Below are 17,747 nucleotides of genomic sequence, written 5' to 3' on the forward strand. Positions count from 1 at the left end.
TCAGGCGTTCGCCACGTAGCGGTCGTAGCCCTCGGCCTCGAGGCGCTCGGCGAGCTCGGGGCCGCCCTGCTCGGCCACGCGGCCGGCCACGAACACGTGCACGAAGTCCGGCTTGATGTAGCGGAGGATGCGCGTGTAGTGCGTGATGAGCATGATGCCCAGGCCGGTGTTGTCCTTGGCGCGGTTGACGCCCTCCGAGACGATGCGCAGCGCGTCGACATCGAGGCCGGAGTCCGTCTCGTCGAGGATCGAGATCTTCGGCTGGAGGAGCTCCATCTGGAGGATCTCGTGGCGCTTCTTCTCGCCGCCCGAGAAGCCCTCGTTGACGCCGCGCTCGCCGAACGCGGGGTCCATGCGGAGGTTCTCCATCGCGCCCTTCACGTCCTTGACCCACGTGCGGAGCTTGGGGGCCTCGCCGTCGATCGCGGTCTTCGCGGTGCGGAGGAAGTTGGACACGGACACGCCGGGGACCTCGACCGGGTACTGCATCGCGAGGAACAGGCCCGCCTTGGCGCGCTCGTCGACGCTCATCGCGAGGACGTCCTCGCCGTCGAGCGTGACGGAGCCCTCGGTGATCGTGTACTTGGGGTGGCCCGCGATCGAGTAGGCGAGGGTCGACTTGCCGGAGCCGTTGGGGCCCATGATGGCGTGGGTCTCGCCCGAGTTGATGGTCAGGTCGACGCCCTTGAGGATCTCCTTGGTGCCCTCGGGGGTGTCGACGGTGACGTGGAGGTTGCGGATCTCCAGGGTGCTCATGCGTTCTCCTTGGTACGGATGGGGGTGTCGACATCGACGAGGACGCGCTCGCCGTCGACACGGGTCGGGTAGGTCTTCACGGGGGTGATGGCGGGCAGCTCGTCGGGCTCGCCGGTGCGGACGTCGAAGCGCGAGCCGTGGCCCCAGCACTCGATGAAGCAGCCCTCGACGTCGCCCTCGGAGAGCGAGACGGCGCCGTGGGTGCACATGTCGTCGATGGCGTAGAAGTCGCCGTCATCCGTGCGGACGATCGCGATCTCCACGTCGGAGCCGTTCTCCAGCGTGAGCTCGGCGAGCATCGCCGAGCCCGGCTGGAGGTCGCCCACCATGCAGGCGAGCTGCTCACTCATCGCCGGGCTCCTCCTGGAGGTCGTCCGCGACGTGCTCGAGCTCGAGGTCGATCTGGCGCATGAGGCCCTCCTCGACGGCCGGCACGCCGATCTCGTGGATGAGGTCGGCGAAGAAGCCGCGGACCACGAGCTTGCGCGCCTGGTCCTCCGAGATGCCGCGCGAGCGCAGGTAGAACATCTGCTCCTCGTCGAAGCGGCCGGTCGCGGACGCGTGGCCCGCGCCCTCGATCTCGCCGGTCTCGATCTCCAAGTTGGGGACCGAGTCGGCGCGCGCGCCGTCCGTGAGGACGAGGTTGCGGTTGAGCTCGTACGTGTCGGTGCCCTCGGCTGCCGCGCGGATGAGGACGTCGCCGATCCACACGGAGTGGGCGGTGGCGCCGGCCAGCGCACCCTTGTAGGTGACGCGCGAGGTGCACTTCGGGACCGCGTGGTCGACGAAGAGCTGGTGCTCCTGGTGCTGGCCCGAGTCGGCGAAGTAGAGGCCGAACAGGTCGACCGAGGCGCCCTCGCCGGCGAACGCGGCGGAGGTGTTGAGGCGCACGACCTTGCCGCCGAGCGTGACGACGGTGCCGCGCAGGCGCGCGTCGCGGCCGAGCTTGGCGACCACCTCGCCCGCGTGGACCGCGTCCGCGTCCCACTGCTGCAGCAGCACGAGGTTGAGCCCGGCGTTGTCCGCCAGGTTCACCGAGACGAGCTCGGAGTAGCGCGCGGTGCCCGTGCGGGTGATCACCACGGTCGCCTCGGCCGACTGGCCGACCTCGATGAGGAGGTGGCCGCGGACGTCGCCGCCGACGCCGGTGAGGTCGATCGTGATGGGCTCGTCGACGACGGTGTTCGCGGCGATGGCGAGCGCCATCGCGCCGCCCGAGTGCTTGACGGCCAGCGCCGACGCGCGGTCGCCGGGCGCGCGCACGGTGCGCTCGCGCGCATCGTCCACGGGAACCTCGGTGAGGGTCACGCCCGCCGGGAGCTCGCTGGTGGCCCACTCGAGGTGGCCCGCGACCGGCTCGTCCGCGAACAGCGGCTTGAGGTCGCGCACCGGCGAGAAGCGCCAGTTCTCCTCGCGGCCCGTGGGCACGGGGAACGCGTCGGCGTCGAAGGAGACGATGCGGTCCGCACGGGACTTGTCGGGGACGATGCCGTGCGAGTGCGCGGCGTCAGCGGTGGCCTGGGTGTGATCGGTGACGGTCAACCGACGGATCCTTCCATCTGGAGCTCGATGAGGCGGTTCAGCTCGAGCGCGTACTCCATGGGCAGTTCGCGCGCGATGGGCTCGACGAACCCGCGCACGATCATGGCCATGGCCTCCGACTCCTCGAGCCCGCGGGACATGAGGTAGAACAGCTGGTCCTCGGACACCTTCGAGACGGTCGCCTCGTGGCCCATGTGGACGTCGTCCTCGCGGACGTCGACGTACGGGTAGGTGTCGGACCGGGAGATCTGGTCGACAAGCAGCGCGTCGCACAGCACGTTCGACTTCGAGTTCTTCGCGCCCTCGAGGACCTGCACGAGGCCGCGGTACGAGGTCCGGCCGCCGCCGCGGGCGACGGACTTCGAGATGATCGACGACGAGGTGTTGGGGGCGGCGTGCACCATCTTGGCGCCCGCGTCCTGGTGCTGGCCCTCGCCGGCGAACGCGATCGACAGCGTCTCGCCGCGCGCGTGCTCGCCGAGCATGAAGATCGCCGGGTACTTCATGGTGACCTTCGAGCCGATGTTGCCGTCGACCCACTCCATGGTGGCGCCCTCGGCCGCGGTCGCACGCTTGGTGACCAGGTTGTACACGTTGTTCGACCAGTTCTGGATGGTCGTGTAGCGCACGCGGGCGTTCTTCTTGACGATGATCTCGACGACGGCCGAGTGCAGCGAGTCGCTCGAGTACACCGGCGCGGTGCAGCCCTCGACGTAGTGCACGTAGGAGCCCTCGTCCGCGATGATCAGCGTGCGCTCGAACTGGCCCATGTTCTCCGTGTTGATGCGGAAGTAGGCCTGCAGCGGGATCTCGACGTGGACGCCCGGCGGGACGTAGACGAACGAGCCGCCCGACCACACGGCCGTGTTGAGCGCGGCGAACTTGTTGTCGCCCACCGGGATGACGGTGCCGAAGTACTCCTCGAACAGCTCCGGGTGCTCCTTGAGCGCCGTGTCGGTGTCGAGGAAGATCACGCCCTGGGCCTCGAGGTCCTCGCGGATCTGGTGGTAGACCACCTCGGACTCGTACTGCGCGGCGACACCCGCGACGAGGCGCTGCTTCTCCGCCTCCGGGATGCCGAGCTTGTCGTACGTGTTCTTGATGTCCTCCGGCAGCTCCTCCCACGAGGTCGCCTGCTTCTCGGTGGACCGCACGAAGTACTTGATGTTGTCGAAGTCGATCGCGGTGAGGTCGGAGCCCCAGTGCGGCAGCGGCTTCTTGTCGAACAGGCGCAGGCCCTTGAGACGCAGGTCCAGCATCCACTCGGGCTCGTTCTTGAGCGCCGAGATCTCACGGACGACGTCCTCATTGAGGCCGCGCTTGGCAAGCGCGCCGGCCTCGTCCGAGTCGTGCCATCCGAACTGGTAGTTGCCGATCGAGGCGATGGCCTCGTCCTGCGTCATGGGCTCGGTAGGAGCACTCATGCTGATCCTTCCTTACGGGTGGGGGTGGCGAGCGGGATCGTGGTGGTGCAGACGTGGGCGCCGCCCGCGAGGGTCGACAGACGCTGCACATGCACGTCGAGGATCCTCGAGAAGGCGCGGGCCTCGGCCTCGCACCACTCGGGGGTCCTCTCCGCGATGGACTGGACGGGGCAATGCCCCTGGCAGAGCTGGACGGTGATGCCGCCGGGGCCCGGACGGACCGAGGCGGCGTAGCCGCGCTGACCCAGCGCGGCGGCGAGCTCCTCGACGCGGCGCTCCATGGGGGCGTCGGCGTCGACGGCGGTGGCGAGGGCGTCCTCGAGCTCCTTGGCCTTGGACTCCACGAAGGCCTCGAGGCCGCCGCTGTCGCGCAGCGCCGTGATGGCATCGACGGCGACGTCGCGATAGGCGGAGGCCAGGGCGCGCTGGCCCTCGTTGGTGGCGACGAACGAGCGCGCGGGGCGGCCGCGGCCACGGACGTGGAGGCCGGCGGGCTCGTGATCGACGATGTGCCCGTCGTCCTCGAGCGCGGCCAGGTGGCGGCGCACGCCGGCCGGGGTGACGCCGAGCTCGGTGGCGAGCGCGGCGGCCGTGATGGGGCCGGCGGTGGCGATGAGGCTGAGGACGCGATCGCGGGTGGTGTCGGCGTGCATCCGGTGCCCTCTCCTTCTGGTCGCGGCTCGGCCCTCGACGGCCGCGCCTCAATTAGGAAACATTTTGGTTCATTAAAAAGAACGCCGCAAGCAAGGCCCGCCTAACCTCGCCGCCGCGGTCCGTGGACGATGCGTCGCGCGCCTCGCCGCGCCCGTGCGGCGCCCGCGTGGTCAACGCTCGCAGGCGCCGCGTTGTGCCCGCCGGTGCGCGACCCACGGAACCGGGCCGGCGCATCGTCCCGCGCACCTAAGATTGTCCGCGTGTCGAGCACCACCGATTCCCCCGTGACCTCCTCCCCCGCCCGCGGCCTCCGCAGCGTGCCCGGCCGCCTCGGCGACCTCGTCGGGCGCCACACGCGCGGGCTCACGCTCGCGAACATCGCGACGCAGGCGGGCATCATCGTCACGGGCGGCGCGGTGCGCCTCACCGGCTCGGGCCTGGGCTGCTCGACGTGGCCGCAGTGCGAGCCGGGCCAGTTCACGCCCACGCCGTTCGGCGAGTCGACCATCCACCCCTACATCGAGTTCGGCAACCGCACCCTCACGGGCCTCCTCACCATCGTCGCCGTGCTGCTCGCGATCGGCGTGTGGCGCACGCGCCGCGACCTCCGCTGGTGGGGGCTCGTGCCGCTGGCCGGCGTCGCGGTGCAGGCCGTGCTCGGCGGCATCACGGTGCTCGTCCACCTCGACCCCGTGATCGTCGCGCAGCACATGCTCGTCAGCCTCGCGCTGGTCTGGTACTCCACGTGGCTCGCGCTGCGCTACCGCGGCGCACGCGGACGCCTCGGCGTCAACCTCGCGCCCGAGCGGTGGGTGTCGGCCGGCCTGCTGCTGGCGCTGCTGATCCTCGGCACCGTCACCACCGGCGCGGGCCCCCACTCCGGCGATGCGGGCGTGACCGACCGCCTCGCGATCGACCCGGCGACGGTCGCCCGCGCGCACGCGCTCACCGTCTGGGCGTTCTGCGCGCTGCTCGTGTGGATCGGCTGGCAGATCCGCCGCGACCGCAGCGCGGGCGCGCGCGACGAGGCGCGCAAGGCGTACTGGGTGCTCGTGGGAGTCACGCTCGCGCAGGCCGCGATCGGCGAGATCCAGTACTTCACCGGGCTGCCGTCGCTCATCGTCGGCTTCCACATGCTCGGGGCCGCCACCCTCACGGCCGCGCACTCCGCGTTCTTCCTGCTCAACAAGCGCGAGCGCGTCGCGTGAGCGCGGGGGGCGAGGTCACGCTCGCGCGGATCGAGGACGCCGCGCGCATGCTCGCCGGCGTCGCCCAGCGCACGCCCGTGGACCACGCCTCCTCCTTCAGCGAGATGCTCGGCGCGCCCGTGCACCTCAAGCTCGAGAACCTCCAGCGCACCGGATCGTTCAAGGTCCGCGGCGCTGCCTACCGCATGTCCCGCCTCACCGCCGACGAGCGCGCCCGCGGCGTGGTCGCGGCCTCCGCCGGCAACCACGCGCAGGGCGTCGCCCTCGCGGCGCAGCAGCTGGGCATCGAGGCGACGATCTTCATGCCGCTCGGCGCCCCGGTCCCCAAGCTGCTCGCGACCAAGGGCTACGGAGCCACGGTCGTGACGGAGGGGGCGACGGTCGAGGAGTGCCTCGCGCAGGCCGCCGCCCACGCCGACCGCACCGGTGCGGTCATGATCCACCCCTTCGATCACCCCGACGTGATCGCGGGTCAGGGCACCATCGGCCTCGAGATCCTCGAGGCCGTGCCCGACGCGCAGACCATCGTGGTCCCGATCGGCGGCGGCGGGCTGGTCGCCGGCGTCGCGGTCGCGGCCAAGGCGGTCGCGGAGCGCCAAGGCCGCAGCATCCGGATCCTCGGCGTGCAGGCGGCCGCCACCGCCGCGTTCCCGCCATCGATCGCGGCCGGCCATCCCGTCACCATCGACCGCGCCGGGACGATCGCGGACGGCATCGCCGTCGCACGGCCGGGGGAGCACACGTTTCCCTTGGTCCGCGACCTGGTCGACGAGATCGTCACCGTGGACGAGGATCACCTCGCGCGCGCCGTGCTGACGATGCTCGAGCGCACGAAGCTCGTGGTCGAGCCGGCCGGCGCCGCGCCCATCGCCGCCCTCCTCGCGGGCCTCGTCCCGGCCGACGGCCCCGCGGTGGCGCTGGTCTCGGGCGGCAACATCGATCCCCTGCTGCTCCAGCGCATCATCGCGCAGGGGCTCGTGGTGTCGGGGCGCTACATGACGATCCGGATCCCGCTGCCCGACCGCCCGGGACAGCTCGCGCGGGTGTCCGAGCTGCTCGCCGCGGCGGGCGCCAACGTGGTCGAGGTGCTGCACACGCGCCACGACCTGGGGCTCACCCTCAACGACGTGGTCCTCCAGGTCAGCGTCGAGACCCGCGGCCCGAACCATCAGCGCGACGTGCTCGAGGCGCTGGGTCGGGCCGGCTACGCGCCGGAGGTCGCCGGGGACTGAGGGCCGGCCGCGCGGGTGGGATGCTCGAGCTGCCGGCGGCTCAGGCGCAGAAGCGGGCGTTGCCTCCGGCGCCGTTGTAGAGCCACACGCCGTCGATCTGCTGGAAGCCCATGCTCCAGCTGCCGCCGCAGTCGGCGGGCCACGTCACCATGATGCCGGGGATCCCGTTCTCCATGCCAAGCACCTTGACGGTACCCGCGCTGCCGACCTTCGCACGCGCCTGGGCGAGGGTCGTGGATCCTTCTACAAGGCCCCTCCAATACGCTTCGGCCCGCGAGATGTGACCGGCGTTGTACTTCGCGTCGAGCCAGACGGCCTGCTTCGCGGTGACCTTGTACACGCCACCCGACCGCTTCAGGGTGACGCGCACGTAGCCCTTCGCGTTGGTCGCCGCCTTGAACTGGCGCACCTGCGAGCCGCCCGCGCTGCTGACGATGGTGCCCGACGCGTCGAATACGCGCTTGACCTTGGCGAACGAGTCACCGAGGTGCACCGCCGCGTACTCGGCGCGGTCCACGGTGGGCGTGCTGTTGGCTGCTGCCGGGACAGCGGCGGCGGCCATCATCGCGAGACCGGCCACAGCGGCGGCCACGGTGCGGGTGAGCTTCATCACTTCTCCCTGTTCGGGGCGCAATACGCCCCAGTGGTGCGGATCAGCGGTGGCGCGCTTCGCGGGCCGTGACCCGCCTCCACACGCATTCTGCAGCTGGCGATGGCCCACTCGGGGTTTGCGTCGCGAGTTGCAGCGGAGAGCGTTCTCTCCGGTCCGCTTGTGTGGAGCAGGGTAACGCCACCGTGTGACACCCTGCGACACGGCGCGGTCCGTGCGCTCAGCCGAGCAGCGACGGGGGGCGACGCCAGGGCGCGTCGGCGGGGCGCAGCAGCTCCCAGCCGGACCGGCGCGCCGCGTCCAGCGCCAGCGCGCCCGCGACGATGGTGGGGCTCTGGACGTCGCCGGCCCAGATGGACTCGAGGACCTCGGTCAGGGGCACCCAGCGCCCCTCCATGTCCCGCTCCTCCTCATGGCGTGCGTGGCGCTCGCCCTCGGGCACGGGCGCGAGGTCGCGCGCGAGGAAGATGCGGATGCCCTCCGACGACCCCCCGGGCGAGGTCATGAAGTCGACGAGCGTGTCCCACCGGCCGGCTCGCAGGTCGGCCTCCTCGTAGAGCTCGCGTGCGGCCGCCTCGACGGGCGGCTCGTCGCGCACGTCGAGGAGGCCGGCAGGCGGCTCCCAGGTCTCGGCCTGGACCGGGTGGCGGTACTGGCGGACCAGGTAGACCCGGTCCGCCTCGTCGAGCGCCATGATGGCGACCGCGCCGGTGTGGTGGATGTAGTCGCGTTGGACCTGGCCGGACTCCCCCAGGTCGACGCGGTCGGTGCGCACGTCCCACACCTTGCCCTGGTAGGCGAGGCGCGAGTCGACGACCGGCCGCGCGCCGGGGACGTCCGCGATCATCAGACGGCGGCCGCGTCCGCGGTGGCGGACGCACCCTCCTTGCGCGAGACCGCGGCGCCGATGAGGCCCGCGAACAGCGGGTGCGCCTTGGTCGGGCGGGACAGGAACTCGGGGTGCGCCTGCGTCGACACGTAGTACGGGTGGGTGTCGCGCGGGAGCTCGACGAACTCGACGAGCGAGCGGTCGGGGCTCTGACCCGAGACCACCAGGCCGGCCTCCTCGAGCTGAGCGCGGTAGGCGTTGTTGACCTCGTAGCGGTGGCGGTGGCGCTCGCCCACGGTCGTCTTGCCGTAGGTCTCCGCGACCACCGAGCCCTCCTTGAGGACGGCCTGGTACTCGCCGAGGCGCATCGTGCCGCCCAGGTCGCCCTTGCCCTCGACGATCTCGAGCTGCTCCTCCATCGTCGCGACGACGGGGTGCTTGGTGTCGGGGTCGAACTCGGACGACGACGCGCCCTCGAGGCCGAGCACATTGCGGGCGTACTCCATCACCATGGTCTGGAGGCCGAGGCAGATGCCGAGCGTCGGCACCTGGTTCTCGCGGGCCCAGCGCAGCGCGCCGATCTTGCCGTCCACGCCGCGCACGCCGAAGCCGCCGGGGACCAGCACGCCGTCGACGCCGCCGAGCGCCTCCTGGGCGCCCTGCTCGGTCTGGCAGCGGTCGGACGCGACCCAGCGGATGCGCACCTTGGTGTTGTGGTGGAAGCCGCCGGCGCGCAGCGCCTCGGTCACCGACAGGTAGGCGTCGGGCAGGTCGATGTACTTGCCGACGAGCGCGATCTCGACGTCCTTCGCGGGCTTGTGCACGCGCTTGAGGACGTCGTTCCAGGCGCCCCACTCGACGTCGTGGAACGGCAGGTCGAGGCGGCGCACCACGTAGGCGTCCAGGCCCTCGGCGTGCAGCACCTTCGGGATGTCGTAGATCGACGGGGCATCGATCGCGTTGACCACGGCGCCGGGCTCGACGTCGCACATGAGCGCGACCTTGTTCTTGACCGAGGTGGGCACCTCGCGGTCGGAGCGCAGCACGAGCGCGTCGGGCTGGATGCCGATCGAGCGCAGCGCGGCCACCGAGTGCTGGGTGGGCTTGGTCTTCTGCTCACCCGAGGGACCGATGTACGGCACCAGGGAGACGTGCAGGAAGAAGACGTTGTCGCGGCCCACGTCGTGACGGACCTGGCGCGCGGCCTCGAGGAACGGCTGCGACTCGATGTCGCCCACCGTGCCGCCGATCTCGGTGATGATGACGTCGACGGACGGGCCGGCCTGCTGACGCATGCGGCGCTTGATCTCGTCGGTGATGTGCGGGATCACCTGCACGGTGTCGCCGAGGTACTCGCCGCGGCGCTCCTTGGCGATCACCTGCGAGTAGACCTGCCCGGTCGTGACGTTCGACGCGGCGGACAGCTCGACGTCGAGGAACCGCTCGTAGTGACCGATGTCGAGGTCGGTCTCAGCGCCGTCGTCGGTCACGAAGACCTCGCCGTGCTGGAAGGGGTTCATCGTGCCCGGGTCCACGTTGAGATACGGGTCGAGCTTCTGCATCGTCACGCGCAGGCCGCGCGAGCGGAGAAGCCGTCCCAGGGAGGAGGCCGTCAGGCCCTTCCCGAGGGAGGACACCACGCCTCCGGTGACGAAGATGTGACGGGTGACATGGTCCGTGCCGGACGAGAATCGCGTTCGCTCCACGGGCTTCAAGGGTATCAGCCGTCGGTCCCGGGTGCGGTCCCGGAAACGCCGAGGAAGCCCGGAACCTCGCCGTCGCGGTAGTGCGGGAGCGTGCCGGTGAGGCTCTCCGAGACGGCGGCGACGGCGGTGACGGAGCCCAGCGTCCAGTCGGACGATGCGACGGTCGCCACATCGTCGCGCCTGGTCTCCGCGGTGATCGCGCCGGGCTTGCCGACCACCGTGACCGGCGCGTCGTAGGCCGCGAACGCGTCGACGAGGGCCGTCGTGGCATCGGCGTCGCCGGCGACGAGGACGATCGCGTCGGCGCGGGCCGCGGGCTCGCCCTGCGCGAGCCCCGCCTGGGTGAGCAGCTCCCACACGACGGCGCCGCGGTCGTCGCCCGCCGCCGCCACGGCCTTGTGGTCGGTGCCGGTGGGCGCGGCGCCCGTCGCGCCCTGCACGAACGCGTGCGCGAGCACGATCGTCGGGTCGGCGGTGTCGACGCCCACGAGCGTCGAGGCGACCTGCTCGGAGAAGGCCTGCCGGAACTCGCTCTGCGACGAGTCCGTCCACACCTTGCCCGGGGACACGGGCCCCGCCTCCGTTGCCCCGGCGAGGGGAAGGCGCTCCCCCACCGCCGTGACGGCGGCGTCGGGGGCGCCGGGCGCTGCCACCACGAGCACGGAGAACCCGGGCAGCAGGTTGGCGAGCAGCGTGGGCGCCGTGGTGTCCACGTAGGCGGCGGCGGTGGTCGCGCGGGCCTCCGCGTCGTCGGCGCGTTGCTGCTGCGTGGCGACCTCGGACTCGAGCCGGTCGATGCGGTCCCCCGTCTCGCCCAGGAGGGCCGCGCGCAGCGGCCCCGAGCCGAGGACCACGCCGATCGCGAGCACGGCGACGCCGGCCGCGGCGGAGACGACGCGTCCGCGCCCGTCGCTCATCGGCCACCCCCGACGGTCCGGTCGATCCACTCCCAGGCCGATGCGAGCGCATCGTGCCCCTCGGGCGTGCCCCACGCGGCGAGCAGCACCGCGACCGCGGCGAGCGCGAGCGCGCCCCACGCGGTCCACGCGCTGTAGCGGTGCCGGTAGACGGCGCCCAGGACGCGCGAGTCGACCACGGAGCCGCTGGCGACGAGCCGCGACAGCAGCGCGCCCGCGCCCGCCGTCGAGCGGTCCTCGACGTAGTCCAGGAGCCCGTCGCGGGCGCCCGCCACGATCACGACGGAGGCGCCGGCGCGGTGGGCGGCGAGCATCGCCACCTCCTCGCTCGCGAGCGAGGCGTCGCACGAGTCGTGGGTGAGGCCGATCGCCTGCGCGCGGGCCCGGCCGGCGTCGCGGCCCTCGGCATCGTGGACCACCACCTGGGCGGCGCGCGCGAGAACGTCCTCGCTCACGGCATCGATGTCACCCAGGACGATGCGTGGCACCAGTCCGGCCGCGCGCGCGGCGTCGGCGCCCTCGCCCACGCCGATCACGATGGGACGCCGCTCGCGCGCGAAGCGGGCGAGCACCTCGTCGCCGCCGGCGAAGCGGGAGGTCACCACCACGACGGGGCGGTCCTTGACCGGCAGGCGGAGCTCGGGCAGGCCGACGCCGTCGAGGAGCAGGTCGGCGTCACGGTTGAGCAGGTCGAGCGCGGTCGCCGTGAACGAGGCGACGTGCACGTGCAGGTCCTCGTCGGCCGCGCGGATGCGTGCCTCGACGTCCTCGAGGTGGAGACGCACGCCGCCCTCGACGGAACGAGGGCCCGAGGCGATGCGGCCGTCCTCGACGCTCACCGTCGAGCCGTCGCGGAAGGCGAGGACGTCCGGGCCCGCGGACTCGACGACGGGGATGCCGGCCTCGAGCAGGACCAGCGCGCCGGTGGTGGGCAGGCGCCCCGACAGGCACGCGCTGGCGTTGACGACGGCGGCGGGGCGACGCTCCGCGAGGGCGGCGGCCGCGCGGCGGTCGAGGTCCAGCGCGTCCACGATCGCGACGTCCCCGGGCTGGAGCCGGCGGGCGAGCGCGAGCGGCGAGGAGTCGACCCGCGCGGGTCCCGAGATCAGGGTGGTGGCGGCGGTCATGGCGGCTATGGTGCCACGCGCGACGCCTCCAGCAGCTCACGTGCGTGGGCGAGTGCGGTCTTCGATCCCTCGTGCCCGGACAGCAGCCGCGCGAGCTCCTCGACGCGGTCCTCACCGGCCACCTCGTGCACCTGCGAACGGGTGATCGAGCCGTCGGTCGACTTCGCTACCACCACGTGCCGGTCGGCGTGCGCGGCCACCTGCGCGAGGTGGGTCACCACCAGCACCTGATGCGTGCGGGCGAGCTCCGCGAGGCGGCGCCCGACGGCGATGGCCGCCTTGCCGCCCACGCCGGCGTCGACCTCGTCGAACACGAAGGTATGGCCGGGTGTGACCGCGTGGCGCGCGAGCGACACCTCGATGGCGAGCATGATGCGCGACAGCTCCCCGCCCGAGGCGGCCTGGGCCACGGGACGATGCGGGGCGCCCGGGTGGGAGGCCAGGGTCATCGCGACCTCGTCGGCGCCGGTCGCGCGCGGCTCGATGGGGCGCAGCTCGACGCGGAACGAGGCGTCGGGCATCGCGAGCGAGTCGAGCTCGGCGTCGACGTCGACGGACAGGCGGGTCGCGGCCGCCTCGCGGCTCGCGGTCAGGTCCGCGGCGGCCCGCTCGACCTCGGCGCGTGCCACCCGCTCGGCCTCGCGGCGCGCCGCGAGCGTCTCGTCCCACGTGTCGTCCTGCGCCACCGCGGCCTCGGCGCGATCGCGGTACGCGAGCACGCCCTCGAGGTCCGCGCCGATCCGGCGCATGAGGGCGTTGAGGTCCGCGCGGCGGGCCTGCAGGGACTCGAGGCGGGCGGGGTCGGCGTCCATGCGGTCGAGGTACGCGGTGAGCTCGTGGGCGACGTCCGCGGCTGCGTAGGCGACGTCGGCCAGGCGCTGCTCGATGGCCTCGAGGGCGGGGTCGTGGCGCGCCGCGTCGCCGAGGGCGCGGCGGGCCGCGTCGGCGGCGATGACGAGGGTGAGCTCGGCGTCGCCGTCGATGGCCTCGCGGGCGCCGGCGACGCCGGCGCGGACCGCCTCGGAGTGCTGCAGCACCTCGATCTCGGTGGCGAGCGCCGCGTCCTCCCCCGGCTCGGGAGCGACCTCGTCGATCGCCGCCAGGTCGTCGCGCAGGCGCGCGGCCTCGAGGCGCGCTGCCTCGGCGCCCGTCTCCATCGACTCGAGGTCGTCGCGCGCGGCACGCCAGGCCTCCCAGGCGGCCGCGTACCCGGTGAGCAGCGCATCGTGCCCCGCGAAGCCGTCGAGGATGACGCGCTGCTCCGCGGACGAGCGCAGGCGCGCCTGGTCGCTCTGGCCGTGGACGGTCACCCAGTGCTCGGCGACCTCGGCGAGGACGGACTGCGGCACCGTGCGCCCTCCGATGACCGTGCGGGAGCGCGTGGTGGCGCCGACGGTGCGGGAGACGATCACGGTGCCGTCGTCGTCGATCGCGGCGCCGGCCTCCTCGAGCCGTTCCGCGGGCCAGGTGCCCGCCGGGACGTCGACGACCGCCTCCGCGAGAGCCGCGTCGGCGCCCGTGCGGACGGTCGCGGGGATGCTCTTCGACCCGGTGATCAGGCCGAGGCCCGTGAGGACCATCGTCTTGCCGGCGCCCGTCTCCCCCGTGACGCAGGTGAGGCCCGGGCCGAGGTCGACGCGGGCGGACTCGATCACGCCCAGGTTCTCGATGGCGAGCTCGTGGAGCACGTCAGATGCCCGCCCCCCACCCCGCGATGGGGCGGGTGCCGCGGAAGCCGTCGACGGGCAGCGCGAACTTCTTCACCAGGCGCTCGCTGAACGGCGCGTCCGAGGTGCGCGCGAGCCGGACCGTCTGGGCGCCGCGGCGCACCTCGACGCGGCCGCCGCGGGCGAGGTCGATCGCGCGCGCGCCGTCGAGCACCACCTGCCCGTCGCTCGACGAGCGGTCGAGGATCTCGACGCTCACGTGCGAGGAGGGGCTGACCACGAGCGGGCGCGCGAACAACGCGTGGGCCGCGAGCGGCACGACGAGCACCGCGTCGACGTCGGGCCACAGCACGGGCCCGCCGGCGCTGAACGCGTGGGCCGTCGAGCCCGTCGCGGTCGACACCACCACGCCGTCGCAGCCGAACGTCGACAGCGGCCTGCCGTCGATGTCGAGCGCCACCTCGATGGTGGTGCGCAGGTTCGCGCGCTCGACCGTGACGTCGTTGAGCGCCCAGCCGGTCTCGACCACGCCCTCGGGCGACGTGACCGTGACGTCGAGCGTGCCGCGCTCCTCGACGCTGTACTCGCCGCCGGCGAGGCGGCGGGCCGCGTGGGCGACGTCGTCACGCTCGAGCTCCGCGAGGAAGCCGACGTGCCCGAGGTTGACGCCGAGCAGCGGGATGCCGGTGCCGCGCGTCATGTCGGCGGCGTGGAGCATCGTGCCGTCGCCGCCGAGGACCAGGGCCGCCTCGATGGGCGCGTCGCCGACCCGGAAGTCGGTGCACGTGGACACGCCCTCGCCCGCGAGCGCGGCCGATGCGAGGCTCGCGGCCTCGAGCGCCTCGGGACGATGCGGGTGCACCACGAGGAGGATGCGGCGGGTCATGGCATGCCTCCCGTCTCCTCCTCGATCGCGGCCCGGACCTGGGCCTCCGTCAGCGCGGGCGGCCTCTCGCGGCCGCCGCCCCTAGCCTGCCACGAGCGCGACGCCCACACGAAGAACTCGACGTTCCCGTGCGGACCCGGGAGCGTCGACCGCGCGATCCGGTGGATCGCGAGGCCCGAGGACATCATCGCGGACGCCACCGACATCACGGCGCGGGCGCGGTCGTCGGGGTTCGTCACGACGCCGCCGCGGCCCAGCCGTTCGCGTCCCACCTCGAACTGCGGCTTGACCATGAGCAGGAGGTCGACGTCCTCCGCGGTGGCGGCGAGGACGGGCGCGAGCAGCAGCGTGAGGGAGATGAAGGACACGTCGGCGACGACGAGGTCGGGCCGCTCCCCCAGGTCCTCGACCGTGAGCTCGCGCGCGTTGAGGCCCTCGCGGGCGACGACGCGCGGATGCGCCGCGATCGCGGGAGCGAGCTGGCCGTGGCCCACGTCGATCGCGTGGACGCGCGCGGCGGCGCGCTCGAGGAGCACCTGCGTGAAGCCTCCCGTCGAGGCGCCGACATCGAGGCAGAGCCGGCCCGCGGGGTCGAGCCCGGGACACGCGTCGAGCGCGCCGAGGAGCTTGTACGCCGCACGCGACACGTACTGGTCGGGGGCGCTCACCTCGAGCAGCGCATCGTCCCCCACCTCGAGCGACGCCTTGCCGGCGGGCGCGCCATCGACCGTGACGGCGCCCGCCGAGATGAGCTCCTGCGCGCGTGTGCGCGACGGGACCAGCCCGCGCGCCACGAGCGCGCGGTCCAGCCGCATGCTCAGCGCGACTCGTCGCGCAGGCGCGTGGAGAGCGCCTCCTGGACCTTGTCGAAGAACACGGCCTGCTGCTCGAGGTCGTCGGGCAGCTCGGTCACGGCCTTGAGCGCCTCGCGGACCTCCGCGGGGTACTCCACCTGGCCCAGGGACTCGCGCGCATCGTTGAGGTCAGCCATGGAACTGGAGGCTAGCCGAAGTGCGGGAGGGTCTCAACGTCGATCTTCTCGCCCGCGTCCGCGGCAGCCCACGCCGCGGCGCATGCGGCGCGCACCCGATCGAGGGCGTCGCCGCCGTCGACGTGGAGGCGCCCCTCGGTCACGCGGGCGCGGGCGTCGCCCGCGTGCCACCAGCGGTCGACCAGGGTCGGCTCCGGGTGGGCCTCCGCGAGGGTCGACAGGTCCGCGCCGATGAACGACGGCCGCTCGCCGGGCACCGCCAGGATGGCGTCGCGGGCGGTGTTGACCCCCGTGAGCACCAGCAGGCCGGGGATGCCCGCGGCACGGGCACCCTTGAGGTCGGTGTCGAGGCGGTCGCCGATCATGAGCGGGCGGCTCGCGCCCGCCTTCGCCGCGGCCATGCGCAGCATCGCGGGCTCGGGCTTGCCCGCCGCGAGCGGGGTCACGCCGGTGGCCGTGCGGACCACGCCCACGAGCGAGCCGTTGCCCGGCGCGATGCCGCGCTCGTTCGGGATCGTGAGGTCGAGGTTGGTCGCGAAGAAGCGCGCGCCGGCGTTGATCGCGTACGTCGCCTCCGCGAGCTGGCGCCAGCCGAGGTCGGGCGAGAAGCCCTGGATGACGGCCGCGGGGGCCTCCTCGGCGGAGTCGACGATGGTGTAGCCCTTGGCCTTGACGGCCGTGTAGAGGCCCGCGCCCCCGACCACCAGCACCTTCGCCCCCGCCGGGACATGCTCGGAGAGGAGCTCGGCGCCGGCCTGCGCGGCGGTCATCACCTCGGCGGCGGAGCACGGGATGTCGAGCTCCGAGAGGTGCTCGGCGACCGTCTCCGGCTCGCGGTTCGCGTTGTTGGTCACGAACATGACCCCCATCCCCGCCGCGCGCGCCGCCTCGAGGGCGGGCGGCGCGGACGGGATGGCGTGCGGACCCTTGTAGGCGACGCCGTCGAGGTCCACCAGGGCGACGTCGAACGTGTCCTGAAGGGCCGCCTCCGTGCCGAGCAGGCCTGCGCTCATGCGCGGTCCTCGTCCTCGTGGTCGTCGTCGACGAAGTCGATGTCCGTGTCCTCGTCCTCGTCGTCCTCGTGGTCGACGTGCTCGGGCTCAGCGTCGACGTCGTCGTCCTCGTCGTCGGCGACCTCGTGGAGGTCGTCCTCGGCGTCGAACTCGGGCTCAGCGTCGACGTCGTCGTCCTCGTCGACGTGCTCAGGCTCCGGCTCGGGCAGCTCGGCGGTGTCGTACAGGACGATGTCCTCCTCGAGCTCCTCCTCGACCTCCTCGGGCAGGGACGCCTCGAGCTCGTCGGCCTCGGCGTCCTTGCCCAGCGCGCGCAGGACCGCGATACGGGCCTCCGTCACGCGGACGGTGAGCTCCTCGTTCTTGGTGGAGATGCGGTTGAGGACGAGCATCGCCGCCTCCGCGTCGCCCATGTCGAGGCGCGCGCCGGCGACGACGATCTGCAGCTCGACGGCCGAGTCGTGCGGCAGCACGCGCGCGTCGGGCTCCTCGGCGAGAGCGAGGGCGCGCTCGGGACGGCCCAGGCCGCGCTCGCAGTCCGCCATGAGCGGCAGGTGCTCGACCGAGCCACCCAGGCGGCGAACCGTCCGCAGCTCGCGCAGCGCCTCGGCGTAACGGCCGGTGGCGTAGGCGGTGAGGGCGGCGGCCTCGCGGACCACGTCGACGCGGCCACCGCGCTGCAGCGCGACCTGCGCGTGGCGGTACGCGAGCTCCGGGTCGATGTCGACGAGGTTGCCCGCCATGATCAGGTGTCGGCCCACGTCCTCGGCATTGTCCTTGCTCAGCGTGCGCAGGCGCGCGCGGACGTCGCGGTCGAGCTGGCCGTACGTGATCTCCTCGGGGATCTCCGGGGCCTCGATGACCTGCGACTTCGTGAGCGGGACGCCGGCGACGCGGGCGGTGCGCTCGTCGGACTCCGGACGCTCGCGCCCACCGCGGTCGGGACGCGCGCCGGGACGGCCGGAGCCACGCGGGGCGCGGTCGCGGTCGAAGTCACGGCGGGGGCCGCGGTCGCCATCGAACGAGCGCCGCGGACGGTCGTTGTCGAAGTCGCGACGCGGGCCGCGGTCACCGTCGAAGGAACGACGGGGACGGTCGTTGTCGAACGAACGCTGCGGACCCCGGTCACCGTCGAAGGAACGACGGGGACGGTCGTTGTCGAACGAACGCTGCGGACCCCGGTCA

17 protein-coding genes and 1 pseudogene are annotated in these 17,747 nt (G+C 72.9%); 2 read left to right on the forward strand and 16 right to left on the reverse strand.

Annotation, left to right across the window (positions count from 1 at the left end; translation table 11 throughout):
* Genes sufC through AOM04_RS11140 form a run of 5 tightly spaced genes read right to left on the reverse strand, consistent with a single transcriptional unit; the run spans position 1 to position 4,375 of the window.
* The gene (sufC, locus tag AOM04_RS11120; RefSeq protein ID WP_062464846.1) at positions 1 to 756 is read right to left on the reverse strand and encodes a Fe-S cluster assembly ATPase SufC; all 756 of its coding nucleotides are present in this window, start codon (positions 754 to 756) and stop codon (positions 1 to 3) included.
* A complete protein-coding gene (locus tag AOM04_RS11125; RefSeq protein ID WP_062464847.1) occupies positions 753 to 1,106 on the reverse strand; it encodes a non-heme iron oxygenase ferredoxin subunit in 354 nt (117 codons plus the stop codon). The genes sufC and AOM04_RS11125 overlap by 4 nt, the downstream gene beginning before the upstream one ends.
* On the reverse strand, positions 1,099 to 2,298 hold the full coding sequence (gene sufD / locus AOM04_RS11130; RefSeq protein WP_062464848.1) for a Fe-S cluster assembly protein SufD: 1,200 nt from the start codon (positions 2,296 to 2,298) through the stop codon (positions 1,099 to 1,101). Before sufD ends, AOM04_RS11125 begins: the two co-directional genes overlap by 8 nt.
* Positions 2,295 to 3,722 (reverse strand): Fe-S cluster assembly protein SufB, encoded by a 1,428-nt coding sequence (gene sufB / locus AOM04_RS11135; protein WP_062464849.1) that lies wholly within the window; start codon positions 3,720 to 3,722, stop codon positions 2,295 to 2,297. Before sufB ends, sufD begins: the two co-directional genes overlap by 4 nt.
* On the reverse strand, positions 3,719 to 4,375 hold the full coding sequence (locus AOM04_RS11140; RefSeq protein WP_062464850.1) for a helix-turn-helix transcriptional regulator: 657 nt from the start codon (positions 4,373 to 4,375) through the stop codon (positions 3,719 to 3,721). The genes sufB and AOM04_RS11140 overlap by 4 nt, the downstream gene beginning before the upstream one ends.
* Positions 4,376 to 4,636: 261 nt before the next feature.
* On the opposite strand from AOM04_RS11140, the gene AOM04_RS11145 reads away from it, so the two are divergent.
* A complete protein-coding gene (locus AOM04_RS11145; RefSeq protein WP_062464851.1) occupies positions 4,637 to 5,584 on the forward strand; it encodes a COX15/CtaA family protein in 948 nt (315 codons plus the stop codon).
* A gap of 47 nt (positions 5,585 to 5,631) precedes the next feature.
* Positions 5,632 to 6,816: a threonine ammonia-lyase gene (gene ilvA, locus AOM04_RS11150; RefSeq protein ID WP_156160713.1), complete on the forward strand. Its 1,185-nt coding sequence runs from the start codon at positions 5,632 to 5,634 to the stop codon at positions 6,814 to 6,816.
* 40 nt (positions 6,817 to 6,856) lie between these two features.
* Here ilvA and AOM04_RS11155 read toward each other — a convergent pair whose 3' ends face one another.
* From AOM04_RS11155 to AOM04_RS14875, 11 genes and pseudogenes are all read right to left on the reverse strand, one after another.
* Positions 6,857 to 7,426, reverse strand: a complete 570-nt coding sequence (locus tag AOM04_RS11155; RefSeq protein WP_062464853.1) for a hypothetical protein — start codon at positions 7,424 to 7,426, stop codon at positions 6,857 to 6,859.
* A 220-nt stretch (positions 7,427 to 7,646) separates the two neighbouring features.
* Positions 7,647 to 8,273, reverse strand: coding sequence for an NUDIX domain-containing protein (locus tag AOM04_RS11160; protein ID WP_062464854.1), 627 nt, complete (start codon positions 8,271 to 8,273; stop codon positions 7,647 to 7,649).
* Positions 8,273 to 9,961 (reverse strand): CTP synthase, encoded by a 1,689-nt coding sequence (gene pyrG / locus AOM04_RS11165; RefSeq protein WP_062464855.1) that lies wholly within the window; start codon positions 9,959 to 9,961, stop codon positions 8,273 to 8,275. The genes AOM04_RS11160 and pyrG overlap by 1 nt, the downstream gene beginning before the upstream one ends.
* Before the next feature lie 14 nt (positions 9,962 to 9,975).
* Positions 9,976 to 10,878, reverse strand: a complete 903-nt coding sequence (locus tag AOM04_RS11170; protein WP_062464856.1) for a copper transporter — start codon at positions 10,876 to 10,878, stop codon at positions 9,976 to 9,978.
* Positions 10,875 to 12,005 (reverse strand): putative cytokinetic ring protein SteA, encoded by a 1,131-nt coding sequence (gene steA, locus AOM04_RS11175; RefSeq protein WP_062464857.1) that lies wholly within the window; start codon positions 12,003 to 12,005, stop codon positions 10,875 to 10,877. Before steA ends, AOM04_RS11170 begins: the two co-directional genes overlap by 4 nt.
* A gap of 5 nt (positions 12,006 to 12,010) precedes the next feature.
* Positions 12,011 to 13,693 (reverse strand): DNA repair protein RecN, encoded by a 1,683-nt coding sequence (recN, locus tag AOM04_RS11180; protein ID WP_062464858.1) that lies wholly within the window; start codon positions 13,691 to 13,693, stop codon positions 12,011 to 12,013.
* 1 nt (position 13,694) lies between these two features.
* Entirely contained in the window at positions 13,695 to 14,558 is an 864-nt protein-coding gene (locus AOM04_RS11185) for an NAD kinase (protein ID WP_062464859.1), read from the reverse strand.
* Positions 14,555 to 15,373 carry a TlyA family RNA methyltransferase gene (locus AOM04_RS11190; RefSeq protein WP_228373692.1) on the reverse strand — a complete coding sequence of 273 codons (819 nt, stop codon included), beginning with the start codon at positions 15,371 to 15,373 and terminating at the stop codon, positions 14,555 to 14,557. Before AOM04_RS11190 ends, AOM04_RS11185 begins: the two co-directional genes overlap by 4 nt.
* A gap of 2 nt (positions 15,374 to 15,375) precedes the next feature.
* A complete protein-coding gene (locus AOM04_RS14630) occupies positions 15,376 to 15,549 on the reverse strand; it encodes a hypothetical protein (protein ID WP_156160705.1) in 174 nt (57 codons plus the stop codon).
* A gap of 11 nt (positions 15,550 to 15,560) precedes the next feature.
* Entirely contained in the window at positions 15,561 to 16,562 is a 1,002-nt protein-coding gene (locus AOM04_RS11195) for an HAD-IIA family hydrolase (RefSeq protein ID WP_062464861.1), read from the reverse strand.
* Positions 16,559 to 17,747, reverse strand: a pseudogene (locus tag AOM04_RS14875) (hypothetical protein); the annotation flags it as partial. The pseudogene AOM04_RS14875 and the gene AOM04_RS11195, both read right to left, overlap by 4 nt.

Origin of the sequence: Demequina soli (assembly GCF_000971195.1) — a bacterium.
Taxonomy (GTDB): domain Bacteria; phylum Actinomycetota; class Actinomycetes; order Actinomycetales; family Demequinaceae; genus Demequina; species Demequina soli.